This is a genomic window from Celeribacter sp., from assembly GCF_048266405.1.
Taxonomy (GTDB): Bacteria; Pseudomonadota; Alphaproteobacteria; order Rhodobacterales; family Rhodobacteraceae; genus Celeribacter.
Genome location: NZ_JBLWZO010000001.1, coordinates 571,546 through 595,162, shown reverse-complemented (window position 1 = coordinate 595,162; position 23,617 = coordinate 571,546). Strand labels below are relative to the sequence as shown.

Below are 23,617 nucleotides of genomic sequence, written 5' to 3'. Positions count from 1 at the left end.
CTCTTGCACATAACTCAAGGCATGAGGGACTGAGGCGCGGGCCACTGGCCTTGGCGCTTGATCCTTCTCTCTTTCATCCGGACTATGACCGTCGGCTCCGGAGTTGCACCGGATCTGCTGACCCTGCATCCCTCGTAAGAGAGGCACAGGCGCTCGCGGGCTTACGAAAGGCGTCTGGCCTTTTGCTTACCGCCGGTGGGGAATTTCACCCCGCCCTGAGAGGTTACACGGCCCAACTGGCCGCTCAATCTATGTAGGCGGTGGTGTGCTGACGTGCAAGCGGGCAGGGGGAGAACACGGGTGCTGCGAGGAAAGATCATTCTCTTGGCCGATTTTTACGGCTACCCCATTGACTCGGAGGGTGAAGCCTTTAAAAGGCGGACTTCAAGTATTCCACGGGATGGCCCGACCACCCGTTGCACAGACCAACTGGAGTTTTAAAAATGGCGAAGCCAACCACGATCAAAATCCGCCTGAACTCGACAGCGGACACGGGCCACTTCTACGTGACCAAAAAGAACGCCCGCACCATGACCGAAAAGATGGTCGTAAAGAAATACGACCCGGTCGCGCGTAAGCACGTCGAGTACAAAGAAGGCAAAATCAAGTAAGCCATCTTTTCAGACGAAAAATGCTAAACCGCGTGACCTCCGGCAGGTCGCGCGGTTTTTCTTTGTAAAACACCCACCGCGCCGCCTGCCTCTCACCACCCCAACCCGAGAGAGGACAGACCAATGAGTGAGTGTAATCTAATTGAACCCAATAGCGGGCTTCCCCCGTCATCGTTACCGATCTTGGAGCCGCGGCTTGCAAAGAGCGCGCATATGGCCGTGCCGCCCTTTGTTGTTCGCACTGCGAAGGCAATGGACGCCACCGCCATCGGCGCGCTCTTGCGAACGTGTTATACTGAGGGCCTGAAGGCGGACTATCACCCGAATGTGCTGGCCGCAGCGCTCCCGATTATCTCGCAGCCCAAAGACAGCCTGATCCGCTCTGGTACATACTTTGTTGCCGATAGCGGTGAGGACCATCTGGTGGCCAGTGGAGGCTGGAGTTGGCATGGTCCTGTGGGTGGGGTCGCCCCGCGCGACACCGCGCATATGCGCCACGTTGTGGTGAGCCTTGATCACATGCGGCGCGGTGTCGGGCGTGTGTTGCTCGACTACATCTTTGCTTCGGCCCGTGCGCAGGGTGTGCGGCGGATGATCTGCACATCAACAATCACGGCGGCGGGGTTTTATGAGGCGATGGGATTTGTCAGCCGTGGCGAGGTCGCGTTGACCTTGGGGCCAGGTTTGAGCTTTCCAGCTGTGCAGTTGGTGCGTGAACTGTAACGGCAACCTTACCGGTCTTGCATCGTAGCTCATAAAAAAGGCCGCCCCGTGGGGCGGCCTTTTCATGTCGGGATGGGGTGCGTGTTACTCGCGGTTGCCCAAGAATTGCAGCAGGAACATGAACAGGTTGATGAAGTCGAGATACAGGTTCAGTGCACCCATGATCGCGGACTTTGCAAGCCATTCACCATCCATCGCATGTGCGTGCGCGATGTAGTCGGTTTTGATCTTCTGGGTATCCCATGCTGTGAGGCCCGCAAAGATCAGAACGCCGATAACGGAGATCGCGAAATGCAGCGCCGAAGAGCCGAGGAAGATGTTCACGATCGAGGCGACGATCAGGCCGATCAGACCCATCATCAGGAACGCGCCCATTGCGGAGAGGTCTTTCTTCGTGGTGTAGCCATAGAGCGACAGGCCCGCGAAGGAAATCGCGGTCACGAGGAAGGTCTGCGTGATCGACATGCCCGTAAAGACGAGGAAGATCGACGAGAGCGAAACACCCATCAAGGCGGCGTAGGCGTAAAAGAACGTCTGTGCGCCCGCAGCCGACAAGCGATTGATCGCAGCGCCAAAGGCAAAGACCATGGCGAGCGGCGCGAACATGACGACCCATTTAAGGGGCGAGGCATAGATCGCAACGCCGAGACTGGTGAGGTATTTCCCTTCACCCATCATATATTCGGACGGTGTTGCGGAAACGGCGAGGTTGGACAGAGCCCAAGCGGCCAATGCCGTAATCAAAAGGCCGACGGACATTGTGCCGTAGACTTTGTTCATATGAGCGCGAAGCCCTGCATCGATCTGTGCAGAGACTCCCGTCGCTTGGGTGCTCTGGTGGACGGTGCGATAGTCAGCCATTGACTGTTCTCCCTAAGGCAAACTGGTTGTCGACCTTAAATTGGTCGGTTCTGGTTTGATATTGGCATGTCGGGGGAGGAATTCAAGGCAAAGAGGCGGGAATTTCGCGCGAAACAGAGTGTTGCGCGGTTCATTGTCCTGCAAAGTGTGAAAAAGACCGCGATGCCAAAGGCACCGCGGTTAGGGACAGGTCGGGGGGACCTGATCTTGGGGACGTTAGAATTGAAAGGGCGCGCTTAGGAGATCCAATGCGCGGGCACGTCCCATGCGGGGCGTGCGGCCTCGGAGATGGCTTCTTCGCGGGTCAGGCCGATGTCGCGCAGCATGGCGTCATCAAGCGCGGCAAGGGATTTGCGTTGGCGGGTGACAGAGCGGGCCGCCACAATGCGCGACAGCAAGGACGGTGCGCGGCGCGAACCGAAGGTGCGGGAGAGGGACAGTGACGACATGGGCGGACTTTCATATTTGTGATGTATTGGGGTCGAAGAATCATTTCCTTTGATGTTTATGCCGCAATGGTTTAAATTCTCAAAACGAATGATTTTGCTGATGTGTATCACGGAGATTGATGGATGGTTAGGAATTTGGATATGACGGCATTGCGGTCGTTTGTTGCTGTTGCGGACAGTGGCGGCGTCACGCGTGCGGCGAGCTATCTCAACCTCACGCAGTCCGCGGTCTCGATGCAGCTCAAGCGCCTTGAGGAGAGTCTCGATTGCAAATTGCTTGACCGCTCCGCGCGCACCATCGCGCTCACGGCGCAGGGTGAACAGATGCTGTCCTATGCGCGGCGTATGTTGGATCTCAATGATGAGGCCTACGGGCGTTTGACCGCGCAGGAATTCGAGGGAGAGATTGTCCTCGGTGTGCCCCATGATATTGTCTATCCATCTATTCCGCAGGTCTTGCAGCAATTTCACGCCGCCTTTCCACGGATGCGCGTGACCTTGATGTCCTCGTTCACCAAACAACTCAAAGAGGACTTCGCGCGCGGTGAGTGCGACATGATTCTCGGCACGGAGGATGACGTGGACGCGGGCGGGGAGGTGTTGATCGAGCTGCCACTCGTCTGGGTCGGTGCGATTGATGGCACTGCATGGCGTCAGCGCCCGTTGCGTTTGGCGTTCGAGCATCGCTGTGTGTTTCGCAAAAGCGTCCAAGAGGCCTTGGATGGCGCGGGCATTTCGTGGGAGATGGCCATTGAAAGTGCCCAGTCGCGCACCATTGAGGCGTCCGTTTCGGCAGACCTCGGGGTTCATGCGATGTTGGAGGGGGCGACGCCGCCCCTGTGCGAGCCTGTCCGTCACGGCGGTGCGCTGCCTGATTTGCCCACCAAAAAGGTGACCTTCTATTCCTCCGACCTGATGAAGGGGGAGGCAGCAGACAGGCTGCGTGATCTTATTCGTCAAGCCTATGCACAGCGTAGCGCCATGCGTCTCGCGGCGCAGTAGGCCTTTACGGGTTAATGATAACCTTGCCTGTTGCTTTGCGCTCTTTGAGGAGTGCCAAGCCTTCGGTCGCTTGCGTTAAAGGCAGGCGATGTGAGATATGCGGGGAAATGTGCCCCGAGGCCGCCCAGTCAAACAGCTGCGCCAATGAGGCTTTTAAAGGCGCAGGATTGAACCCGAGATAGGCGCCCCAGTAGAACCCGATCGCGGTGATGTTTTTCACCAACATATGGTTGGGTTTGAGCGTGGGAAGGTCGCCGCTCGCAAAGCCAATGAGCAAGATGCGCCCATCGGGATTGGTGGCGCGGAAACAGGCCTCAAAGAGATCGCCGCCGACCGCGTCGTAGACGACATCCGCGCCGCCGAGCGCTTTGATCTGATCACGGATATCGCCGTCGCTTGCGTCGATTAGGTGGTCAGCCCCTTTGCTCTTGGCGATGGCCAGTTTGTCGGCGCCGCGTGCAATGGCGATCACCTCGGCTCCCATGCGCTTGCCGATCTCAACCGCCGTCAGGCCAACGCCGCCAGCCGCTCCCGTCACCACGAGGCGTTCGCCCTTTTGTAGGCGAGCCTTATAGCTCAATGCCATATGCGATGTGCCATAAGCGATTTGCAGTGCGGCGGCGGTGTCGAAATCAACGGACGCGGGCAGGGGGATGCAGCGCTCTGCTGCGGCATTCGCATGGGTTGCCAACCCGCCCTGACCCGAAAACGCGGCCACGCGATCCCCGATTTTGAAATGTGAAACCTCCGTGCCAAGGGCTTCGACCTCGCCGGTGAGTTCCAGCCCGAGGGTGAAGGGCAGCGTCGGCGTGTCCTGGTAATGGCCTGTGCTCATCAGCAAATCGGCAAAGTTCAACCCGCAGGCCCGCACACGGATACGTACCTCTTTCGCGGCGGGCGCGGTAAGGGGGCAAGTGACCAGTTGTGGCGGGCTTGCGAAATCGATCGTGCGAAATGCCAATGTGGTGGAGGTCATGCCCTAGCCTTTTTCACTGTGTCCAAATATGTGGTGGAGTTACACAAAATATGCTATATTTGGAATATGTATTGGGATTGAAAACCTCTGGTTGTGCGTATAGTAACGAACAGTGTGCAAATTTATGACATGCTCGCGGTAGGGAAATGAGCCGATTTGTCATAGGCTATGAAGGAGTAGGTCACAGGCAGTCTGTTTCTTTAGGTTTTGATTGACCTAGCGTCATGTTAAGTTGCAAATTTTAATTATTATTAATGGTTGAGTAAATAGTGACGTTACGAAATTTTGCAGAATTGCCTGTTATGGATAGGTTCGCCCGCAAAGGTTGTGCTAGGTACAGCGAGTCTCGGTCGAAGCGTAGGTCCAGTGAGATCTCAAGTATCGAGGCAGAGTGAGTTCGAAGGAGCGGTTAAAATGAAGCATCCTGTGGATGTCCATGTGGGGAAGCGTGTCCGCCATCGTCGTTGGATGGTTGGTATGACACAACAGCAATTGGCTGAGAAAGTTGGAATCAAGTTCCAGCAAATCCAGAAGTATGAAACGGGCATGAATCGTGTGTCTGCGTCCCGTCTTTGGGATATCGCAGAAGCACTCGGTGTGCCGGTGTCGTTTTTCTTTGAAGGGGCTGATGACGCTTCGAATGAAAAGCTGCCCGCACAGAACGAGAACGTTCCCGCGGATATTCTGGCGGACAAGGAAGCACTCGAATTGGTGCGATCTTATTACGCGATACCAGAGAACCAGCGACGCCGCTTGTTCGAGTTGGCGCGTGTCCTTTCTGACGTCGCCTAGTCGACATACCAATTGATCTAACAAAGCCCACGTTGCCCTGTGCATCGTGGGTTTTGTTTTGTCTGCGTCTTGACCCGCCTTGCGTCAGGCACTACCGCGAAGGGGACGAAAGCGGTAGAGGGATTACGGGCATGGTGCAACTAAACGACGCGCAGATCGCTGAGGTTATCGAAACGGCACAGGCTGCGGCGGATGCCGCACGTGAGGTGACGTTGCGCTATTTTCGCGGCTCTGAATTAGGCACCTCCTCCAAACGGGCCGATTTTGACCCTGTCACGATTGCCGACCGCGAGGCCGAACGCGTGATGCGCGAGATCATCACAGCCCGCCGCCCAGATGACGCTATTCTGGGCGAAGAACACGGTACAACGGATGGCACATCTGGCCTGACGTGGGTGCTTGACCCCATCGACGGAACGCGTGGCTTCATCTCTGGTACGCCCACATGGGGGGTGCTGATTGCCCTGCGCGACGAGAATAGCGCCCTCTATGGCATCGTTGATCAGCCCTATGTCGGTGAGAGATTCGCGGGCGGATTCGGCACGGCGACGTTGACAGGGCCGCAGGGGACGCGCGATCTTGGCACCAAAACGAACGCGGATTTGGGCGAGGCGCTTATCTTTAGCACCTTTCCCGAAGTGGGCACGAAGGCCGACGCCAAAGGGTTCCAAGCCCTCGCGGCGCAATGCAAGCTCACCCGCTACGGTATGGACTGCTACGCCTATGCGCTGCTTGCGGCGGGACAGATCGATCTTGTCGTTGAGGCGGGATTGCAAAGCTATGACATTCTTGGCCCATTGGCCGTGATCGAGGCCGCTGGTGGAATCGTAACGGATTGGCAAGGTGGTTCTGCGATGGACGGCGGGCGGGTGATCGCTGCGGCCAATGCTGAAATCCACGCAAAGGCCTTGGAAATACTGTCTGAATATTAAAGCGAGCCCTAAGGATGCACCATTGTTTTTTGATCCGGAATGCCGACACCATTTTGACGATGGACGACGGGCGCACCGAACTTAAAGGTGGTGATATCCTCGTGCGTAATGGCGTGATCGAGGCCGTGGGCAAGGGGCTTTATGACGATGATGCGCAGATCGTCGACGGGCGCGGCACCATTGTGACGCCCGGATTGGTAAACACGCACCACCATTTGTATCAAACGTTGACCCGTGCTGTGCCCGCTGCGCAAAACGCGCTGCTGTTCGGGTGGCTGCAAACGCTCTATCCGATTTGGGCCAAATTCGGACCGGAACACATGCGTGTTTCGGCGATGGTCGGCCTTGCAGAACTGGCACTGTCGGGGTGTTCGATGTCCTCCGACCACCTGTATCTCTACCCCAACGGGGCGCGGCTCGACGATACCATTGATGCAGCCCGCATGATCGGGATTCGTCTGCACGCGACGCGCGGGGCGATGTCGATTGGCGAGAGCGACGGAGGCCTGCCGCCTGACAGTCTGGTGGAGCGCGAGGCGGATATTCTCAACGATTGCATCCGCGTGATTGATAAATTCCATGATGCCTCCGAGGGCGCGATGGTGCGCGTGGCTGTGGCTCCCTGTTCGCCCTTTTCCGTCAGTCGCGAACTGATGCGCGACGCGGCCCTTCTGGCCCGTGACAAGGGGGTGATGATGCACACCCATCTGGCCGAAAACGACGAAGATATCGCCTATAGCCTTGAGAAATTTGGCTGTCGTCCGGGGCAATATGCCGAAAGCCTCGGGTGGACGGGGCCCGATGTATGGCACGCGCACTGCGTCAAACTGGATGCCCAAGAGATTGACCTGTTTGCGAAAACCAGGACAGGCGTGGCGCATTGCCCTTGTTCGAATTGTCGTCTTGGCTCTGGCATCGCCCCTGTGCGTGCGATGCGGGATGCGGGTGTGCATGTGGGGCTTGGCGTCGATGGGTCTGCGTCCAATGACGGGAGCAATCTGGTCCTTGAGGCGCGTCAGTCCATGTTGTTGCAGCGTGTGGCCTTCGGCGCAGACAAGATGAGCGCGCGTGAGGCCTTGGAGCTGGCAACACGCGGCGGGGCTGAAGTTCTGGGGCGAGACGACCTTGGCCAACTGGCTGCGGGCAAACGCGCTGATATTGCGGTGTGGGACGTGTCCGACATCGAAAGCGCAGGGTCATGGGATCCCGCCGCATTGCTGCTCGCGGGGCCGACACAGGTTAAGGATCTATTCGTTGAGGGGCGTCATGTGGTGGCCGACGGGTGGCTCACCACCGTGCATTTGCCCGAAGTGTTGCGCCAGCAATCCGCCCTCGTCGAGCGACTGATGGCCTAACAGACCCCGTTATGCGGGTGTGACCTGTTTGCCCATCACGTAAGTCGCCGCAATTGCGCGGTCGTCGCCCATCATTATGGTGGGGAACACCGCTTCCCAAATGTTATCGGCTCGTGTGCTACGTTGCGCAATCGCAGGGGTAGACGCGAGGTCGATCACCGTGAGATCTGCCTCCATGCCCACGGCGATAGAGCCGATTTTGTCTTGCATATGCAACGCATTGGCCGACCCGTAGGTGGCAAGCCACAACAACTGTGCGGGGTGTAGCGCCGTATGGGTGAGCTGTCCGATCTCATAGGCCGCTGCCATCGTGCGCAACATGGAAAAGGATGATCCCCCGCCCGTATCCGTGGCCAGACCAACGCGAAGGCTCTCCGCAGTGCGTGCGCCCATATCGAACAGGCCCGACCCGATAAAGGTGTTGGAGGTCGGGCAATGGATCAACGAGCAGTCCATCGCCTGCAAATGGTCGATTTCGCGCGGTTCGAGATGGATCGCATGGCCAAACAGAGCGCCCTCGCGCACCAATCCGAATTGCTCATAGGTGTCGAGGTAATCGCGGGCCGAGGGGTAAAGACCCTTCACCCATTCGATCTCGTCGGTCTGCTCTGAGAGATGGGTTTGCATCAGGCAGCTTGGATGCTCGGCCCACAGTTTGCCCAAGGCGTCGAGCTGTTCGGGGGTCGAGGTGGGCGAAAAGCGCGGGGTGATGGCATAGGTCGCGCGGCCCGTGCCGTGCCACCGTTCAATCAGGGCCTTGCTGTCGTCATAGGCACTTTGCGCCGTGTCGCGCAGATAGTTGGGGGCCGTGTCGCGATCCATGCAGGTCTTGCCCGCCACGATCCGCATTCCACGGGCCTCGGCGGCGGTGAAGAGTGCATTTACGGACGCGGGGTGAATGGTGCAAAAACTGGTGACGGTTGTGGTGCCATTGGCGAGCAACAGGTCGAGATAGGTTGCGGCGATTTGATCCGCGTAGGCGGGATCGGAGAATTTGGCCTCTTCAGGGAAGGTATAGGTGTTGAGCCAGTCAATCAGCCGTTTGCCCCATGAGGCGATGATTCCTGTTTGCGGATAGTGAGCATGGGCGTCGACGAATCCCGGAGCGATCAAGGCATCTCCGTGGTCAAGATGCTGCGCATCGGGATGGCTGCGGCGAAGGGTGTCGCTGTTCCCGATGGAGGCGATTTTTCCGTCTCGGACGAGAATTGCGCCGCCCCGATGTGCCTGCACGGCTTCGGGGGCGGGGATGTCGAACGGGTTGCCTGTAAAAGTGACAACAGTACCTGAAATCAAGGTTTCCATGCGCGGCGAGCCTTTTCCAATTGCTCCCCACAGACTAGGCGCGGATTTTGCGAAGGTAAATCGCAGTTGGCTCTGTTTCTCTATGGCAAGCTGCCCTAAACTCGCCACCTATCAAGAAACGGGCACATCATGATCGACGAAGACAGCGAATTGCATCCAGAGATTGAGAAGGCTGAGGACGTGTATTCGCTCAGTGCGCGGCGCTTGTCCGCAATTCTCTATGCGCTTGATCGCAATGACCGCGACGAGATGATGGCGGAGATGGAGCCGCTGCACGCGGCTGACATCGCGGACATGCTCGAACAGATCAGCCCTGATGACCGTCATCGCCTGATTGCGCTGTATGGCGAGGATTTCGACGGTGATATCCTCTCCGAACTTGATGAAGGCCTGCGCGAAGAGGTCATCAGCGTCTTGCATCCGAACGTCTTGGCCGATGCTGTGCGCGACCTTGAATCCGATGATGTGGTCGACCTTGTTGAAGACCTCGAAGAGGACGCGCAAGAGGCCATCTTGTCGACCCTTGAGGATGCTGACCGTGTCGCCGTTGAAAAGTCGCTGGCCTATCCCGAGTTTTCTGCGGGCCGTCTCATGCAGAGCAATGTGGTTATGGGGCCGGAGCATTGGACTGTCGGTGAGGCCATTGACTACATGCGCAAAACCGAGGAATTGCCTGACGATTTCTACCATATGGTTCTGGTGGACGCCAAAATGCGGGCTGTGGGTCATGTGACGTTGGGAAAAATCCTTGGCGCGCCACGCGAAAAATTACTGACCGATTTGCTGGAGCCTGGGTTTCGGACCTTCAAGGTGGACGAGAGCGAATCCGATGTGGCCTATGCCTTTAACCAGTATCACATGATCTCCGCTCCGGTGATTGATGAACACGAGCGCGTGGTCGGCGTGATCACCATTGATGACGCTATGAATGTCCTCGATGAGGAACACGAAGAGGACATCATGCGACTCGCAGGTGTGGGTGAGGGGTCTCTGGCCGATAAGGTCATTGAAACCGTACGCGCCCGTTTGCCGTGGCTCGCCGTGAACCTTGTTACCGCCATTCTTGCTTCGCTCGTGATTGCGCAATTCGAGGCGACGATTGCACAGTTTGTTGCCCTTGCCGTCTTGATGCCGATTGTGGCCTCAATGGGGGGTAACGCAGGAACACAAAGCCTCACGGTGGCGGTGCGGGCCATTGCCACACGCGACCTTACGGGGGCAAACGTGTGGCGGGTGATCCGTCGTGAGATTTATGTTGGCTTGGCCAACGGAATCATCTTTGCCGTGATTATGGGTGTTGTGGGTGTGGTTTGGTTCGGCTCGCCCGCGCTCGGGTTGGTTATAGCCGCAGCGATGATTATCAACCTCGTGATTGCGGGGCTTGCGGGTGTTGGTGTGCCTGTCGTGCTTGAAAAAATCGGCGTCGACCCCGCGCTTGCATCTGGGGCGTTCGTGACCACTGTGACGGATATTGTCGGATTCTTCGCATTCTTGGGGTTAGCAGCAATGGTGCTCTTTTGAGTGATACAGTCGATCTCAAAGCGCTGGCGCGCAATGTCGCTCGCGAACGCCGTGCCGAGGCCCACGCGGGGCGGGCGCAAACGGCGCGTCAGGCTCGTCAGATTCTTATGGGGTTTTTGACCCCGTATTTTGGCAAAACTATCGCTGGCTACATGCCGATCCATACCGAGATTGATCCCTTGCCGTTGATGGCGGCGCTTGCGGACCATGGTCCTGTCTGTGTGCCAGTGGTCGAGCGTGACGCGGCCCCGTTGCGGTTTGATCGTTGGACGCCAGAGACCGAGATGGTTGAGGGCGCGTTCGGAGCCGAGGTGCCAGCCCGCTCCACGCCCGTGACGCCGCAGATCGTGATTGTGCCTCTGTTGGCGTTCAACCGTGAAGGGCATCGATTGGGCTATGGCGGTGGATTTTATGATCGCACATTAGCGCAGTTGAGGGCTGAAGGCGGCGAGGTGATGGCCGTTGGCTTGGCCTACGCAGGTCAGGAAATGCGTGATTTTCCCGTTTCATCCTTGGATGCGCCCCTCGATGTGATTGTGACCGAGGCGGAGATTTTGACCTTTTGACCGCACGCAACCTTTGCCCATACCTTGCCAAACGCCTTTGTGACGCCTAAGGAACCGCCATGAAAATACTGTTCCTCGGAGATATTGTCGGAAGCGCGGGTCGTAAGGCTGTGCTTGATCGTGTGCCACGCCTGCGGACGGATTGGGGCCTCGATTTCATCGTTGTGAATGGCGAGAATGCCACCAACGGCATGGGGTTGTCGGGCGATCACGCCAAGGAATTGTTGGAGGCAGGGGTCGATTGTCTGACCCTTGGCGATCACTCTTTCGATCAGCGTGACATGATGCAGTTTTGCGAAAAAGAGACGCGGATCATCCGCCCGATCAACTTTGCCAAAACCGCTCCCGGACGTGGGGTCCGCATTTTTGAGGATGCCCGTGGTCGGCGTATTCTCGTTGCGCAGGTGCTGGGCCAAGTGTTCATGAAACGCGCCTATGATGATCCGTTTTCCGCATTGGATCAGGTGTTTATGAACCACAAAATCGGCGGTCATATCCAAGCGGCCTTGATTGATGTGCATTGCGAGGCAACGTCGGAGAAAATGGCCTTTGGTCATTTCTGCGACGGGAAGGCCTCGGTCGTGGTTGGCACCCATACCCATGTCTGTACAGGCGACGCGCAAATCCTGCCCGCAGGGACGGCCTATTTGACCGATGCGGGCATGTGCGGCGATTATAATTCGGTGATCGGCATGGATAAGGCCGAACCTATGCGCCGTTTTGTGACGGGTATGGCGAAGGGACGGTTCTCGCCGGCACAGGGCGAAGTGACGCTTTCGGGGGTCTATGTGGAAACCGACGACAAGACCGGCCTTGCCACACGGGTCAAGCAAATCCGCGAGGGCGGGCGGCTTGAGCAAAGTATCCCGTAACGCGGTTTTTGCCCGCTCAATCTGAATTGTTGCCCTGTTTTTGAGCAGTTTGAGCCATGCGTCTTTGGGGCGCACTGCGTTTTCTTGCTTGTTTCACAAGAACGTTAGGGGCCATATTGTGCGCAGCGTGAACTAGCGGGCGAGGCCATATGGAACTGTTCAATTTCGACCAAACGACAGAAGCGGTGATCTCGCTTCTCGTGGTCGGGTTCATGTTCGTCCTCTTTGTGCGTGAAATCTATCCTACTGAAGTTGTCGCTATGGCAGGGGCCGCGATTATGCTCGTTTTGGGTATTTTGCCCTACGATGCAGGTCTGGCTGTTTTGTCGAACCCTGCGCCGTGGACCATTGCGATGATGTTTGTGGTCATGGGGGCCTTGGTGCGCACTGGCGGGTTGGAATGGTTCACCTCAAAGGCGGGGCACTACGCCGAAAGCCATCCGTCCATCGCTATTGGCGCCTTGCTGTTTGTCGTGGTCATCTTGTCTGCGTTCGTGGCCAACACGCCCGTCGTCGTCGTCATGATCCCCGTGTTCATTCAACTGTCCACGAAGTTGAAAGTTCCTGCTTCCAAGCTTTTGATCCCCTTGAGTTATTCAGCCATTATGGGCGGGACGATCACCTTGATCGGCACCTCGACCAACCTGCTTGTGGATGGTGTGGCCCGCGCCCAAGGCCTTGAGCCTTTCACGATTTTCGAGGTCTCGATCCTCGGTGTGATCATCACGATTTGGGGCTTTATCTATCTCTATTTCATCGGGCGTCATCTTTTGCCCGAACGCGATAGCCTGTCGGCGATGCTGTCCTCGGGGCGCTCGAAGATGAAGTTTTTCACCGAGGCCGTGATCCCTCCCGACAGCAACCTGATCGGGCGCGAAGTGTCTGGTGTTCAATTGTTCAAACGCGATGGTGTGCGCCTTATTGACGTGGTGCGCGGGGATCAGTCCTTGCGCCACAATTTGAACTCTGTGGTTCTTGAGGTGGGCGACCGCGTTGTGTTGCGCTCGCAGATCGCCGAGCTTTTGAGCCTTCAGCGCAATAAATCGCTCAAACGTGTGGATCAGGTGTCGGCGGTGGAAACCACGACCGTTGAAGTCTTGATCACGCCCGGTTGTAAAATGGTGGGCCGCGCTCTTGGCTCCATGCGGTTGCGTCGTCGCTACGGGGTCTATCCGCTCGCTGTGCACCGTAAAAACCAGAACCTCGGCCAACAGATCAACGACCTTGTGGTGCGCGTTGGCGACACGCTTCTGCTCGAAGGGGCCCCCGCCGACATTCAACGCTTAGCCAGCGATATGGACATCGGGGATGTGACCAAGCCGACCGAACGGGCTTATCATCGCTCGCACGCGCCCATTGCACTCATTGCCATGATGTCGATTGTGACGCTGGCCGCATTGGGCGTGGCGCCGATTTTGGTCTTGGCCGTTCTGGCTGTGGTCATTGTGCTTGTCACGCGCTGCATTGATGCGGAGGAAGCCTTTGCGTCTATTGACGGACGCTTGCTCGCGTTGATCTTTTCCATGCTTGCCATCGGGGCCTCATTGGAAGCCTCGGGCGCAGTGCAAATGATCGTCTCGGCGGCGGCTCCTTTTCTCGAAGGAATGCCCGTCTTCTTTGTGGTGTGGTCCATCTATTTGTTGACCTCCTTTCTCACGGAGCTTGTTTCCAACAATGCGGTTGCTGTTGTCGTGACACCGATTGCCATCGGTCTTGGCCACTCTATGGGGCTTGATCCGCGCGGTCTTGTGGTCGCTGTGATGGTCGCGGCCTCTGCGGCCTTTGCAACGCCGATCGGCTATCAAACCAACACGATGGTCTATGGCCCCGGTGGGTATAAATTCACCGATTACATGAAAATTGGCATCCCTTTGAACCTCTCCGTGGGGTTGTTGACCTCTGCGGTTATTCCGTGGTTGTGGCCTCTATAACCGCGCCAACCCTTGCGGCCCCTGCGTTCCATCGCCTATAGAGGCCCAAAGCCAAAAATTTGATTGACGGAGGACCTCATGGCAGGCCACTCAAAATGGGCAAATATCCAGCACCGTAAAGGTCGTCAGGATAAATTGCGCTCCAAGCTCTTTTCCAAGCTCGCCAAGGAAATCACCGTGGCAGCGAAAATGGGCGATCCTGATCCCGATAAGAACCCGCGTTTGCGTCTGGCCGTCAAAGAGGCCAAATCGCAATCCGTTCCAAAGGATGTGATTGACCGCGCGATTAAGAAATCGCAGGGCGGCGATGCGGAAAACTACGATGAAATCCGCTATGAGGGCTACGGTCCGGGCGGTGTCGCCGTGATCGTTGAGGCGATGACCGACAACCGTAACCGTACCGCATCAAGTGTCCGTTCGATCTTTTCCAAGAACGGCGGCAACTTGGGCGAAACTGGCTCCGTTGGTTTTATGTTCGACCGTAAGGGTCAGGTGATCTACCCCGCGAGTGCTGGCGATGAAGACACCGTGATGATGGCGGCCATTGAGGCGGGCGCAGAGAACTGCGAAACCACCGAAGACGGTCACGAAATCATCTGCGCCGATACGGATTTGAACGAGGTGTCTAACGCCCTTGAAGCCGTTTTGGGGGAATCCGAAAGCACCAAACTGATCTGGCAGCCGACCACAACCACCGAGTTGGATCTGGAAGGTATGCAAAAACTGATGAACCTGATCGAAGCGCTCGAAGACGACGATGACGTGCAGACCGTTACCGCCAATTTCGAAGCCTCCGATGAGGTGATGGCGCAGCTTTAAAAACTGGGTCATGGTTTTGAGAGCCCCGTCTGGAATGGCGGGGCTTTTTCCATTGAGGGGACGCAATGCAGGCAATTCTCGCAGGTTTTTTCACAGGGCTGTCCCTGATCTTGGCCATTGGGGCGCAAAACGCCTTTGTCCTGCGCCAAGGGCTTAAACGCTCACATGTGTTTGCCGTGGCGCTGACCTGTGCGCTGTCCGATGCTATCCTGATCTCTGTGGGCGTCTTTGCTTCTGCAAAAGTCTCCGCCGCCTTTCCGCTTGCCTTGCCACTCATGCGGTGGGGTGGGGTTGCGTTTCTCATAGTCTACGGCGCACGGGCTGCGTTGTCAGCCTATCGTGGCGGTGGACATCTCGATCCTGCGGACGGGAAGGCGCAAAGCCTTGCTGCGGCGGTCATCACGTGCCTCGCGCTGACATGGCTTAACCCGCATGTGTATCTCGATACGGTGGTGTTGATCGGCGCGATTTCTGCGGATTTCGGTCCCGATCGCGGAGATTTCGCCATTGGGGCGGTGACGGCGTCTTTTGTGTTTTTCTTTACGTTGGCCTACGGCGCGCGGCTCTTGGCGCCTGTGTTTGCCCGCGAAGTGTCTTGGCGCGTCCTTGATGGATTGATCGCCCTTGTGATGTGGTCCATCGCCTTCAAACTGGCATCGGGCATATGAGCGCCTCCTCGCCTTCTCTCAACCGCCCCGTAGCGGGTATTGCGTGGATGGCGGCCACCACGATCAATTTCGTGATGGTCAACGTGCTCGTCAAATATGTTGGTGACAGCCTGCCCATCTTTGAAAGCGCGTTCTTACGGTTTGCGCTTGGGCTTGTGTTCCTGATCCCTTTCATTGCTCAAGTGCGCCAGACAACGTTCACGCGCCGCATCGTCAAACTGTCGGTGGCACGCGCGACCTTCCATGCCTTTGCAATGGTTGCGTGGTTCTATGCGATGACCCGAATCCCGATGGCTGAAGTGACCGCAATGAACTTTATGAACCCCGTCTATGTCACGCTCGGGGCGGTGTTGCTCTTTGGCGAGAAAATTGCGCTGCCACGGATCATGGCGCTTTGCGTAGCGTTTCTTGGTGGCGTGGTCATCTTGCGGCCTGGATTGCGCGAACTTGATCCCGGGCATCTGGCAATGATTTTCTCCGCGCTCTTCTTTTCGGGGAGCTATCTTCTTGCCAATGCCCTGTCCAAAGACCTGCCTGCTGCAGTTGTTGTGTTTTTGATGTCGGCAATCGTGCCATTCGTGTTGCTGCCCTTTGCACTGGCTGATTGGGTGGCGCCGTCATGGCATGACATTGGCCTGCTGTTTTTCACCGCGTTTTTTGCCACCGCCGCGCATTACTGCATGACGCGGGCGTTTTCCTGTGCACCCCAAGCCGTGTTGCAGCCCGTCACCTTTGTGCAGCTCGTTTGGGCCACGACCGTGGGTTATTTCCTCTTTGGCGAGGGAATCGATGTCTTTGTGCTTATCGGCGGGGCGATGATTATTGGTGCGGTGACGTTTATCACGTGGCGCGAGGCCCGTCGCAAACGGCGGCTATAGGGCTCTGAAATTCAACGAAAAAGATTGCGCTAACGCTTGTTTGTATTGATCCGCGTCAATGCGCGAAGTGGCTGTGGATGTCACCCTGTAGGCGACGCAAAACACAGGAGACACACGCATGTCACATACACCGCACCGACTGTCGAAGGACTTTCCCGAATTGGCTGACCGCATTTCGGAACTCAAAGAGTCGGACCCGCATTTCGCGCGGCTGTTGGACGACTACAACGCGCTGAACGATAAGGTGCATTTGGTGGAAACCGATGTTGAGCCAATGGATGATCTGGCCCAAGCCGACCTGCGCAAGCAGCGTATGGCCCTGAAAGACGAGCTTTACGCGTTGCTGACGGCACAGGCCTAAGGGCCGGAAAAATACTCTAGGTTCGGGCGCATTATCCTGTGGGTGATGCGCCCTTGTTCTGAGATCGTGGTCCGCGCCGCGGTTAAGACGGTGGCGTGTCGGGATCGGTTGGGCCGTCGATCTGTGCTTGGAAATTATCAAAAAACTGATCCGCCATTTTACGGGCAAAGCTGTCGATGATCCGCCCGCCGAGTTGCGCGAGTTTCCCGCCCACCTTGGCGTCGACCTCATAGCTCAATTCCGTGCCGCCTTCGACTTCTGCGAGGCGCACCTGCGCAGCCCCCTTGGCAAAGCCTGCAACGCCGCCTGTGCCCTCGCCAGTGATGGTGTAGCTTTCGGGGGCTACGATATCCGAGAGGGTGACTTTGCCTTTGAATTTGGCCTTCACGGGGCCGACCTTTTGTTTGACCACTGCCTCGAATCCCTCTTCGGGCGACCCCGTGAGAGATTCGCAGCCGGGAATCGCTGAGGCGAGCGTGTCGGCATCGTTGAGGTGCATCCAAACTGTTGCGCGATCAGCCATAAGAATTCTGGTGCCAGAGAGGTCCATTTTGGTGTCCTTTTTCGAATTTATTTGACTGTGAAGCGGAAGAAATGAGGTTTCAAGCAACAAACTTGCGAGAGAGGCTTGCAAGGTCTCTCAGCTTGGGCTAAACGCCCCTCCAACGGGTCGTTAGCTCAGTTGGTAGAGCGCTTCGTTTACACCGAAGATGTCGGGAGTTCGAGCCTCTCACGACCCACCATTTCCCTCCCCCAAATCAATACCAAATGATTGTCGCTCCGAATGGGGCTCCTTTTGAAGTCCTCGTGATCTATGCGAGTGAAATAGCGCTGTTCGTAGATAAAGTGGCCGTAGCGTATTTGTTCTATGTGCCCGCGCTGTTTCGCAATACGGGGCGGTAAGTGCGTCGGGTAGGGGTGTCTTTGGCTTCTTTCGTTTTTTTTCTCTCAATCGCTCATTGTCTGCTTGACGCGCCCGCGTACCAGACATAGAACGCCCCTCACGTTCAGGACAGTGTTCTGGACGGGTAGCGAGCGGTTGTAGCTCAGTTGGTTAGAGTACCGGCCTGTCACGCCGGGGGTCGCGGGTTCGAGTCCCGTCAACCGCGCCATCGCTGCCCGAAATAGCCTGAAAAGGTACGTCGTAAGACAAATGCGCGGTTGTAGCTCAGTTGGTTAGAGTACCGGCCTGTCACGCCGGGGGTCGCGGGTTCGAGTCCCGTCAACCGCGCCACTTACATCTCACAGAAATGTGGCCCAGATGTTCGACGAAAAAGCCGCTCCTTTCAGGGCGGCTTTTCGCGTTTCAGGGCTTTGAAGGGGCGAACAGGCCGCGTCTATTCGATTTGGTAGGGCAGGGTGCCCCGCTTGTCTGGATCAATGGTCAGACGGCGCTCCAAGGGCGGCACTGAGCGTTGGTGGCAGTTGCGCCGCTCACAGATGCGACACGAGATACCGATAGGCTCAAAGGCTGCGGGTTTGGTCACGTCGAGATCGTCGGCATAGACCATTTCCGAGGCGTGAGTGACCTCACATCCCAAGCCAATGGCGTAGCGGCGCACTGGGGCGTGAAAACTGCCTCCGGATTTGGCCACATCGCGGGCAATCGATAGGTAACGCACCCCGTCTGGGGTCTCCGCCAATTGGCGTAGGAAGTGTCCTGGGCGCTCGAAGGCTTGGTGGACGTTCCACAACGGGCAAGCGCCGCCGTAGCGGGCGAACTGGAGCCGTGTGGAGGAGTGGCGTTTGGTGATTGTGCCAGCTTGATCGACGCGGACAAAGAAAAAGGGAATCCCCTTGGCGCCGGGGCGTTGCAGGGTAGAGAGACGATGGGCCACCTGTTCAATCGACGCGCCAAATTGCTCGCTGAGCATTTCGAGGTCGTGGCGTGTTTCTTTCGCGGCTTCGAGAAAGTCGGTGTAGGGCATGAGGGCCGCGCCTGCGAAATAGTTGGCCAAGCCGATGCGGGCGATTTGACGGCTTTCCTCGGAATGGAACCGCGCCAGATCAAGGGTTGCGTCGAGCAGTTGCGACTGTGTGACCAAGGCCAGTTGGTGCAGCAATTGAAACGTCTGTGTGGAGCGTGAGGCGCGCGATGAAATCGTCAAGCGACCAGTGTCGGGGTCGTAGCGGCGTAGGTCATCGGCTGCATATCGCACGGTGATCGCGTGTTTGGCCAAGGCCTCGGTTGCCAGTGCGGCGACGTCGCGGGTGTCGCCATTCGCGCGGGCAAAGTTCTCGGCGGCACGGTCGACTGAGTCGATATAGTTGTCGCAGTAGTGGAAGAAGTCGCGCACCTCTTCCCATGGCGAGGCGCGGGTGGGGCGGTCTTCGCGGTCAAAGGCTTCGTCCATTGAGGCGAGGCGTTCGTTGGTTTGGCGGTAAGCGCGGTGCAACTCCAAAAAGGAGCGCGCCAAAGCGGGGGCGTTCGAGGCCGCGAGGCGCAAATCGGCCAAGGGTGGTGCGCCATCGGCAAAGACCGGATCAACGAAGGCTTCGCGCATATCGGTCACAAGGCGTTCTGCATCGCCTGTCGACAGTTCGGTGACGTCAAATCCGAACTCTTGGGCAAGGGCCAGAACCACCCCCGTAGAGACGGGGCGATTGTTGTTTTCCATCTGGTTGAGATAGGGCAGGGAGACGCCAAGCTTTTCGGCAAAGGCCCGCTGCGTCAGTCCGAGCCGTGTACGTGTCTCACGCAGTTTCGCGCCCGCATAGAGTTTTTGCTGTGCCATAACCCGCCCTCCCGAGGATTAACCGCCGTCAACCCTTTGCAGGTTTGCTCAACAGTGGTGTTCGGTTTGCAAATTACAGCGGCCGTCGCTGTCACGCAAGGCCGAGGCGTTTCTCGCGTAGCATGACGGTGAGAATTGCCACGATTGCACCGAGCGACATCACGGTCATTAAGAGCAACAGGGGCACTTCGCCTGAGGGGCCATCTAGCAAGGTGCCTGCATAGGCGGAGATCGACGCGCCGCCTGCGAGCATAATAGAGCCGCCAAGCCCCGCAGCGGTGCCCGCCAGTTGCGGGCGTACCAACAGGGTGCCGGCAATGGCGTTAGGGAGTTGCAAGCCGTTGCCGAAGCCCAAGAACACCATCGCCCCAAAGAAAATGTTGACCGAGCTATGGCCAAATGCAGAGAGCAAAAGCGCTCCTGTGATGCCTATCGTTGCGACAATGCCGCCTGCGAGGATCATGCGGTTGATGCCAAATCGACGCGAATAGCGACCCGAAAAGAAGTTGCCAAAGAAATAGCCGAGCGCGGGCGTGCCCATATAGAGGCCGAGCGTGGCTTCGGACAGGCCGAACTGGGTTTTCCCGACATAGGCCGAGCCGCCGATATAGGCGAAAAAGGCACCAGAGGCGAAGGTGACGCTCAGGGCGTAACCGACGAAGCGCTTTGATGTGAGCAGCTCCGGGAAGTTGCGCCATTGGCTCAATAGGGAGAATTCGGATTTCGGCGCGGTTTCTTTGAGGTCAAACCAGATGACGAGCAATAGCAGGACACCTGAACCGAACAGCACCCAGAAAGACGATTCCCATCCGTAGAGATTGGTCAGGAAGCCGCCAATGGTGGGAGCGACGAGGGGGACGAGGGCGGTGCCCATCGTCACGTATGCGATCATGGAGCCCGCTTCATCGGGCGGTGAGATGTCGCGCACAATGGCGCGCGACAAGACCATTGCAGTGACAATGGCAGATTGGCCTGCGCGCATCAGGAGGAAAACCTCTAAACTGGGCGCGTAGATGACGCCTAATGTTGCGATCAAAAACAATCCAATGCCAACAAGGATCACGGGGCGTCGTCCGTATCGGTCCGAGATCGGGCCAATCACCACTTGAAGCACCGCATTGGCAGCGAGAAAGACCGCAACGGAAAGCTGAATGAGACCATAGGTTGTGCCGAAATGCTCTGCCATGCGCGGCAGGGCGGGCAGGTACATGTTCATGGTCATGGCCTGCAATCCTGCCATCATCATCAAGGTCAGGATATGAGGTGGGGTGGCTCGATCGAGGAAGCGTGCGCGTGTTTTTGTCATTGGCTGAGAATAGGCGGGTGGCGCTGTCTGTCCATGCCAATTCGTGCGCAAAACCGCACATGTGGGCGTGCATGGAAAATTGCGGTGCTTGTGCGGGTGATCTACCGAAGTTTGCAGTTTTGCATTTCGCGATGGGGTCTAGTTGCATCCTTTGCAAATCTGCCAGACTCTTCTTTGAGGCGGCGCATTCCACAGATAAGGTGCATGGGAATTGACGAGGAGGCCACCCGTGAAAGACATTATCAAAGAACTACATGACCGCCGCGACGATGCCCGTATGGGTGGGGGGCAGCGCCGTATCGATGCGCAACATGCCAAAGGCAAGCTGACTGCGCGTGAACGGATCGAGTTGCTGCTTGATGAGGGCTCGTTCGAAGAGTTCGACATGTTCAAAACGCACCGCTGTGTCGAGTTCGGCATGGAGCAGAGCAAGCCTGCAGGCGATGGTGTGGTCACAGGATGGGGCACCATCAACGGCCGGATGGTCTATGTGTTTTCCCAAGACTTCACCGTGTTTGGCGGCTCCCTGTCGGAGACCCATGCGCAGAAAATCTGCAAGATCATGGATATGGCGATGCAGAATGGCGCGCCTGTGATTGGGCTCAACGACTCTGGTGGGGCACGTATCCAAGAGGGCGTGGACAGTCTCGCAGGCTACGCCGAAGTGTTCCAGCGCAACATTATGGCCTCCGGCGTTGTGCCGCAAATCTCCGTCATTATGGGGCCATGCGCGGGTGGTGCTGTGTATTCGCCCGCCATGACCGACTTCATCTTTATGGTCAAAGACACGTCCTACATGTTCGTCACTGGCCCTGACGTGGTGAAGACTGTGACCAATGAGGTTGTGACCGCCGAGGAGCTTGGTGGTGCCTCGACGCACACAAAGAAATCGTCCGTCGCTGATGGCGCGTTTGAGAACGATATTGAAGCGCTCAGCGAAGTGCGCCGTTTGGTTGACTTCCTGCCGCTCAATAACCGCGACACCGTGCCGACACGGCCGTTCTTCGACGATCCTGCGCGGATTGAGGAGAGCCTTGATACGCTTATTCCCGACAATCCGAACACGCCTTACGATATGAAAGAAGTGATCCATAAGATCGCGGACGAGGGTGATTTCTACGAGATTCAGGAGGATCACGCCAAGAACATCATCACGGGCTTTATCCGCCTTGAGGGGCAGACCGTGGGCGTTGTGGCGAACCAGCCGATGGTTCTGGCCGGCTGTCTCGACATTGACAGTTCCAAGAAAGCCGCCCGTTTTGTGCGCTTTTCTGACGCGTTCAACATTCCCGTTTTGACCCTTGTTGACGTGCCGGGGTTCCTGCCTGGCACGAGCCAAGAGTATGGCGGTGTGATCAAACACGGCGCGAAATTGCTCTTTGCTTATGGTGAGGCAACGGTGCCGAAGGTGACGGTAATCACGCGCAAAGCCTATGGCGGGGCCTATGACGTGATGTCGTCCAAACACCTGCGCGGCGACTTCAACTACGCATGGCCTACGGCGCAAATTGCGGTGATGGGGGCCAAGGGCGCGACGGAAATTATCCACCGTGCGGACCTTGGCGATGCGGAGAAGATTGCGCAGCACACGGCCGATTATGAGGACCGTTTCGCCAATCCGTTTGTGGCTGCTGAACGGGGCTTCATCGACGAGGTGATCCAACCGCGTTCGACACGTAAACGGGTGGCGCGTGCCTTTGCGAGCTTGCGCAATAAAAAGCTCGAGAACCCGTGGAAGAAACACGACAACATCCCGCTTTAAGGGTGGTTTTGAGGGGCGCATGACACGCAGCACTTGGCATATCCGGACAGAGGGCGACACGCTGACCTTGTCGCGTCGTCTGCCTGCCCGCTTTGATTTCGCGGCCTCGTCCGTGATTGAGGGAGGGGCAGGGCTGCGCCGTGGACGGATTGCCCGTCAGGTGCGTCAGGATATGTGGCGCGCGCTGCAATCTCTGCGCGGGTTCCAACCCGCTGTGGCGGTCCGCATCGTGGGGTCCGACCTTGAGGTGACGGCAGGGGGCGCGGTTGCTGGCGCCTTTCCTAAAGCGCATTGCGAAGCGATCGTGGCGGAAGTGCTGTCCGATCCCGTGCGGCGCAATCGCTGGGTAACTTTTGCGACGCGGGAGGGGGAGCGCCATGCGTAAGACAGTTATTGCATTGTCGATACTGGCCTCGTCTGCCGCTGCGCAGGCGGAGCTGTCCGTTGCGTCCGATCCTTCTATCGCGGTGCCTTCGGGGCAACCCGTAGAGTTTTACGAAAGCCTGTCGGACCGTCCCGCAATGGGGCTGACTGCACGGTTTCGTTTTCTGGCGCCAGAGCTTCCCGCGCGATTGCAGGCGATGAGCTACGAAGATTTGGAGGCCGATCTGGCATATCTGTGCGAGACCTATGCCCTACCGCGCCTCGGTGATCCCGAGCCGTCGATGATTGTGATTTCTTTGGCCTCTGCCCCGTCCGAATTTGGCACGCCCAATCCGGATGTGCCCGAAGTGTTCGAAATGTATCGCCCCGAGAGTGGCACCTGCGCATGGGAGGCGTTCTAATGGCCCCTAAATTCCATCTCTTTGGCAATGGCCCGCGCCCCGTCGCGCCGTTTTCCCATGCGGTTGAAGATGACAGTTGGGTGATCCTGACGGGGCAAATGCCAACCGATCCTGACGCGCCGGACGCACCGTTGCCTGTTGGCATTGCGGCGCAGACCGCCCGTGTGATGGACAATCTCGCGTTGATCTTGGGTGAATTGGGTCTTGATCTGAGCCATGTGGTGCAGTGCCGCTGTTTTCTAACGGAGTTCGAGCGCGATTACGCTGTGTTCAATGACACGTATAAGAGTTATTTCCCCGCGGACCGTTTGCCCGCACGGACGACAGTGGGCGTTACCGCTTTGGCGGTGGGTGCCTTGGTCGAAATCGACTGTGTCGCTCGCCGTCCCGATCAGGAGGCTCTTTGA

25 protein-coding genes, 3 tRNA genes and 1 riboswitch are annotated in these 23,617 nt (G+C 57.4%); of the genes, 21 read left to right on the top strand and 7 right to left on the bottom strand.

Features of this window, described 5'->3' with window-relative positions; translation table 11 throughout:
• Positions 1-61 precede the first annotated feature (61 nt).
• Positions 62-227: riboswitch (FMN riboswitch) on the bottom strand.
• A 216-nt stretch (positions 228-443) separates the two neighbouring features.
• Both rpmG and ACN0TS_RS03050 read left to right on the top strand, forming a co-directional pair.
• On the top strand, positions 444-611 hold the full coding sequence (gene rpmG / locus ACN0TS_RS03055) for a 50S ribosomal protein L33 (RefSeq protein ID WP_009572866.1): 168 nt from the start codon (positions 444-446) through the stop codon (positions 609-611).
• Between the two features lie 213 nt (positions 612-824).
• Complete coding sequence (locus ACN0TS_RS03050) at positions 825-1,334, top strand: GNAT family N-acetyltransferase (RefSeq protein ID WP_417257828.1); 510 nt, start codon at positions 825-827, stop codon at positions 1,332-1,334.
• An 84-nt stretch (positions 1,335-1,418) separates the two neighbouring features.
• Here ACN0TS_RS03050 and ACN0TS_RS03045 read toward each other — a convergent pair whose 3' ends face one another.
• Positions 1,419-2,195 carry a Bax inhibitor-1/YccA family protein gene (locus ACN0TS_RS03045; RefSeq protein ID WP_417257827.1) on the bottom strand — a complete coding sequence of 259 codons (777 nt, stop codon included), beginning with the start codon at positions 2,193-2,195 and terminating at the stop codon, positions 1,419-1,421.
• 236 nt (positions 2,196-2,431) lie between these two features.
• On the bottom strand, positions 2,432-2,644 hold the full coding sequence (locus ACN0TS_RS03040; protein ID WP_417257826.1) for a DUF1127 domain-containing protein: 213 nt from the start codon (positions 2,642-2,644) through the stop codon (positions 2,432-2,434).
• A gap of 123 nt (positions 2,645-2,767) precedes the next feature.
• Between ACN0TS_RS03040 and ACN0TS_RS03035 the strand changes: the two genes are divergently transcribed.
• Positions 2,768-3,646 carry a LysR family transcriptional regulator gene (locus ACN0TS_RS03035; RefSeq protein ID WP_417257825.1) on the top strand — a complete coding sequence of 293 codons (879 nt, stop codon included), beginning with the start codon at positions 2,768-2,770 and terminating at the stop codon, positions 3,644-3,646.
• A 4-nt stretch (positions 3,647-3,650) separates the two neighbouring features.
• Here the strand turns inward: ACN0TS_RS03035 and ACN0TS_RS03030 are convergent, their stop codons facing one another.
• On the bottom strand, positions 3,651-4,622 hold the full coding sequence (locus ACN0TS_RS03030; protein WP_417257824.1) for an NADPH:quinone oxidoreductase family protein: 972 nt from the start codon (positions 4,620-4,622) through the stop codon (positions 3,651-3,653).
• Between the two features lie 414 nt (positions 4,623-5,036).
• Here ACN0TS_RS03030 and ACN0TS_RS03025 point away from each other — a divergent pair, with 414 nt between their 5' ends.
• From ACN0TS_RS03025 to ACN0TS_RS03015, 3 genes are all read left to right on the top strand, one after another.
• Positions 5,037-5,414 carry a helix-turn-helix domain-containing protein gene (locus tag ACN0TS_RS03025; protein WP_417257823.1) on the top strand — a complete coding sequence of 126 codons (378 nt, stop codon included), beginning with the start codon at positions 5,037-5,039 and terminating at the stop codon, positions 5,412-5,414.
• Positions 5,415-5,545: 131 nt separating this feature from the next.
• Entirely contained in the window at positions 5,546-6,346 is an 801-nt protein-coding gene (hisN, locus tag ACN0TS_RS03020; RefSeq protein WP_417257822.1) for a histidinol-phosphatase, read from the top strand.
• Positions 6,347-6,360: 14 nt separating this feature from the next.
• Positions 6,361-7,701, top strand: a complete 1,341-nt coding sequence (locus ACN0TS_RS03015) for an 8-oxoguanine deaminase (protein ID WP_417257821.1) — start codon at positions 6,361-6,363, stop codon at positions 7,699-7,701.
• A gap of 9 nt (positions 7,702-7,710) precedes the next feature.
• Here the strand turns inward: ACN0TS_RS03015 and guaD are convergent, their stop codons facing one another.
• Entirely contained in the window at positions 7,711-9,006 is a 1,296-nt protein-coding gene (gene guaD, locus ACN0TS_RS03010; RefSeq protein ID WP_417257820.1) for a guanine deaminase, read from the bottom strand.
• Positions 9,007-9,135: 129 nt separating this feature from the next.
• On the opposite strand from guaD, the gene mgtE reads away from it, so the two are divergent.
• From mgtE to ACN0TS_RS02970, 8 genes are all read left to right on the top strand, one after another.
• On the top strand, positions 9,136-10,527 hold the full coding sequence (mgtE, locus tag ACN0TS_RS03005; protein WP_417257819.1) for a magnesium transporter: 1,392 nt from the start codon (positions 9,136-9,138) through the stop codon (positions 10,525-10,527).
• Complete coding sequence (locus tag ACN0TS_RS03000; protein ID WP_417257818.1) at positions 10,524-11,093, top strand: 5-formyltetrahydrofolate cyclo-ligase; 570 nt, start codon at positions 10,524-10,526, stop codon at positions 11,091-11,093. The genes mgtE and ACN0TS_RS03000 overlap by 4 nt, the downstream gene beginning before the upstream one ends.
• Positions 11,094-11,152: 59 nt before the next feature.
• Positions 11,153-11,965 carry a TIGR00282 family metallophosphoesterase gene (locus ACN0TS_RS02995; protein WP_417257817.1) on the top strand — a complete coding sequence of 271 codons (813 nt, stop codon included), beginning with the start codon at positions 11,153-11,155 and terminating at the stop codon, positions 11,963-11,965.
• 149 nt (positions 11,966-12,114) lie between these two features.
• Positions 12,115-13,896, top strand: coding sequence for an SLC13 family permease (locus ACN0TS_RS02990; RefSeq protein ID WP_417257816.1), 1,782 nt, complete (start codon positions 12,115-12,117; stop codon positions 13,894-13,896).
• 78 nt (positions 13,897-13,974) lie between these two features.
• Positions 13,975-14,715, top strand: coding sequence for a YebC/PmpR family DNA-binding transcriptional regulator (locus tag ACN0TS_RS02985; protein WP_417257815.1), 741 nt, complete (start codon positions 13,975-13,977; stop codon positions 14,713-14,715).
• A gap of 65 nt (positions 14,716-14,780) precedes the next feature.
• Positions 14,781-15,383 carry a LysE/ArgO family amino acid transporter gene (locus ACN0TS_RS02980; protein WP_417257814.1) on the top strand — a complete coding sequence of 201 codons (603 nt, stop codon included), beginning with the start codon at positions 14,781-14,783 and terminating at the stop codon, positions 15,381-15,383.
• Positions 15,380-16,261: a DMT family transporter gene (locus tag ACN0TS_RS02975; RefSeq protein WP_417257813.1), complete on the top strand. Its 882-nt coding sequence runs from the start codon at positions 15,380-15,382 to the stop codon at positions 16,259-16,261. Before ACN0TS_RS02980 ends, ACN0TS_RS02975 begins: the two co-directional genes overlap by 4 nt.
• 118 nt (positions 16,262-16,379) lie before the next feature.
• Positions 16,380-16,622, top strand: coding sequence for a YdcH family protein (locus ACN0TS_RS02970; RefSeq protein WP_417257812.1), 243 nt, complete (start codon positions 16,380-16,382; stop codon positions 16,620-16,622).
• An 82-nt stretch (positions 16,623-16,704) separates the two neighbouring features.
• On the opposite strand, the gene ACN0TS_RS02965 is transcribed toward ACN0TS_RS02970, so the two are convergent.
• The gene (locus ACN0TS_RS02965) at positions 16,705-17,172 is read right to left on the bottom strand and encodes a CoxG family protein (protein ID WP_417257811.1); all 468 of its coding nucleotides are present in this window, start codon (positions 17,170-17,172) and stop codon (positions 16,705-16,707) included.
• A gap of 117 nt (positions 17,173-17,289) precedes the next feature.
• Here ACN0TS_RS02965 and ACN0TS_RS02960 point away from each other — a divergent pair.
• The 3 genes from ACN0TS_RS02960 (at position 17,290) to ACN0TS_RS02950 (ending at position 17,856) form a co-directional block, all read left to right on the top strand.
• Positions 17,290-17,365, top strand: a tRNA-Val gene (locus tag ACN0TS_RS02960).
• 292 nt (positions 17,366-17,657) lie between these two features.
• Positions 17,658-17,734 (top strand) — tRNA-Asp (locus ACN0TS_RS02955).
• A gap of 45 nt (positions 17,735-17,779) precedes the next feature.
• A tRNA-Asp gene (locus ACN0TS_RS02950) sits at positions 17,780-17,856 on the top strand.
• Positions 17,857-17,959: 103 nt separating this feature from the next.
• On the opposite strand, the gene ACN0TS_RS02945 is transcribed toward ACN0TS_RS02950, so the two are convergent.
• Both ACN0TS_RS02945 and ACN0TS_RS02940 read right to left on the bottom strand, forming a co-directional pair.
• Positions 17,960-19,357, bottom strand: a complete 1,398-nt coding sequence (locus ACN0TS_RS02945; RefSeq protein WP_417257810.1) for a helix-turn-helix domain-containing protein — start codon at positions 19,355-19,357, stop codon at positions 17,960-17,962.
• Between the two features lie 91 nt (positions 19,358-19,448).
• Positions 19,449-20,603 (bottom strand): multidrug effflux MFS transporter, encoded by a 1,155-nt coding sequence (locus tag ACN0TS_RS02940; protein WP_417258178.1) that lies wholly within the window; start codon positions 20,601-20,603, stop codon positions 19,449-19,451.
• 289 nt (positions 20,604-20,892) lie between these two features.
• On the opposite strand from ACN0TS_RS02940, the gene ACN0TS_RS02935 reads away from it, so the two are divergent.
• Genes ACN0TS_RS02935 through ACN0TS_RS02920 form a run of 4 tightly spaced genes read left to right on the top strand, consistent with a single transcriptional unit; the run spans position 20,893 to position 23,617 of the window.
• Positions 20,893-22,425: an acyl-CoA carboxylase subunit beta gene (locus ACN0TS_RS02935; RefSeq protein ID WP_417257809.1), complete on the top strand. Its 1,533-nt coding sequence runs from the start codon at positions 20,893-20,895 to the stop codon at positions 22,423-22,425.
• Positions 22,426-22,444: 19 nt separating this feature from the next.
• Positions 22,445-22,810, top strand: a complete 366-nt coding sequence (locus tag ACN0TS_RS02930) for a hypothetical protein (protein ID WP_417257808.1) — start codon at positions 22,445-22,447, stop codon at positions 22,808-22,810.
• Positions 22,803-23,210, top strand: a complete 408-nt coding sequence (locus ACN0TS_RS02925; RefSeq protein ID WP_417257807.1) for a DUF6497 family protein — start codon at positions 22,803-22,805, stop codon at positions 23,208-23,210. Before ACN0TS_RS02930 ends, ACN0TS_RS02925 begins: the two co-directional genes overlap by 8 nt.
• On the top strand, positions 23,210-23,617 hold the full coding sequence (locus ACN0TS_RS02920; RefSeq protein WP_417257806.1) for a RidA family protein: 408 nt from the start codon (positions 23,210-23,212) through the stop codon (positions 23,615-23,617). Before ACN0TS_RS02925 ends, ACN0TS_RS02920 begins: the two co-directional genes overlap by 1 nt.

Bases quoted from the DNA above. Each gene is read 5' to 3' on its own strand.
- rpmG (WP_009572866.1), top strand. From the start codon at position 444: ATGGCGAAGCCAACCACGATCAAAATCCGCCTGAACTCGACAGCGGAC.
- ACN0TS_RS03050 (WP_417257828.1), top strand. From the start codon at position 825: ATGGCCGTGCCGCCCTTTGTTGTTCGCACTGCGAAGGCAATGGACGCC.
- ACN0TS_RS03045 (WP_417257827.1), bottom strand. From the start codon at position 2,195: ATGGCTGACTATCGCACCGTCCACCAGAGCACCCAAGCGACGGGAGTC.
- ACN0TS_RS03040 (WP_417257826.1), bottom strand. From the start codon at position 2,644: ATGTCGTCACTGTCCCTCTCCCGCACCTTCGGTTCGCGCCGCGCACCG.
- ACN0TS_RS03035 (WP_417257825.1), top strand. From the start codon at position 2,768: ATGGTTAGGAATTTGGATATGACGGCATTGCGGTCGTTTGTTGCTGTT.
- ACN0TS_RS03030 (WP_417257824.1), bottom strand. From the start codon at position 4,622: ATGACCTCCACCACATTGGCATTTCGCACGATCGATTTCGCAAGCCCG.
- ACN0TS_RS03025 (WP_417257823.1), top strand. From the start codon at position 5,037: ATGAAGCATCCTGTGGATGTCCATGTGGGGAAGCGTGTCCGCCATCGT.
- hisN (WP_417257822.1), top strand. From the start codon at position 5,546: ATGGTGCAACTAAACGACGCGCAGATCGCTGAGGTTATCGAAACGGCA.
- ACN0TS_RS03015 (WP_417257821.1), top strand. From the start codon at position 6,361: ATGCACCATTGTTTTTTGATCCGGAATGCCGACACCATTTTGACGATG.
- guaD (WP_417257820.1), bottom strand. From the start codon at position 9,006: ATGGAAACCTTGATTTCAGGTACTGTTGTCACTTTTACAGGCAACCCG.
- mgtE (WP_417257819.1), top strand. From the start codon at position 9,136: ATGATCGACGAAGACAGCGAATTGCATCCAGAGATTGAGAAGGCTGAG.
- ACN0TS_RS02995 (WP_417257817.1), top strand. From the start codon at position 11,153: ATGAAAATACTGTTCCTCGGAGATATTGTCGGAAGCGCGGGTCGTAAG.
- ACN0TS_RS02990 (WP_417257816.1), top strand. From the start codon at position 12,115: ATGGAACTGTTCAATTTCGACCAAACGACAGAAGCGGTGATCTCGCTT.
- ACN0TS_RS02985 (WP_417257815.1), top strand. From the start codon at position 13,975: ATGGCAGGCCACTCAAAATGGGCAAATATCCAGCACCGTAAAGGTCGT.
- ACN0TS_RS02980 (WP_417257814.1), top strand. From the start codon at position 14,781: ATGCAGGCAATTCTCGCAGGTTTTTTCACAGGGCTGTCCCTGATCTTG.
- ACN0TS_RS02975 (WP_417257813.1), top strand. From the start codon at position 15,380: ATGAGCGCCTCCTCGCCTTCTCTCAACCGCCCCGTAGCGGGTATTGCG.
- ACN0TS_RS02970 (WP_417257812.1), top strand. From the start codon at position 16,380: ATGTCACATACACCGCACCGACTGTCGAAGGACTTTCCCGAATTGGCT.
- ACN0TS_RS02965 (WP_417257811.1), bottom strand. From the start codon at position 17,172: ATGGACCTCTCTGGCACCAGAATTCTTATGGCTGATCGCGCAACAGTT.
- ACN0TS_RS02945 (WP_417257810.1), bottom strand. From the start codon at position 19,357: ATGGCACAGCAAAAACTCTATGCGGGCGCGAAACTGCGTGAGACACGT.
- ACN0TS_RS02940 (WP_417258178.1), bottom strand. From the start codon at position 20,603: ATGATGATGGCAGGATTGCAGGCCATGACCATGAACATGTACCTGCCC.
- ACN0TS_RS02930 (WP_417257808.1), top strand. From the start codon at position 22,445: ATGACACGCAGCACTTGGCATATCCGGACAGAGGGCGACACGCTGACC.
- ACN0TS_RS02925 (WP_417257807.1), top strand. From the start codon at position 22,803: ATGCGTAAGACAGTTATTGCATTGTCGATACTGGCCTCGTCTGCCGCT.
- ACN0TS_RS02920 (WP_417257806.1), top strand. From the start codon at position 23,210: ATGGCCCCTAAATTCCATCTCTTTGGCAATGGCCCGCGCCCCGTCGCG.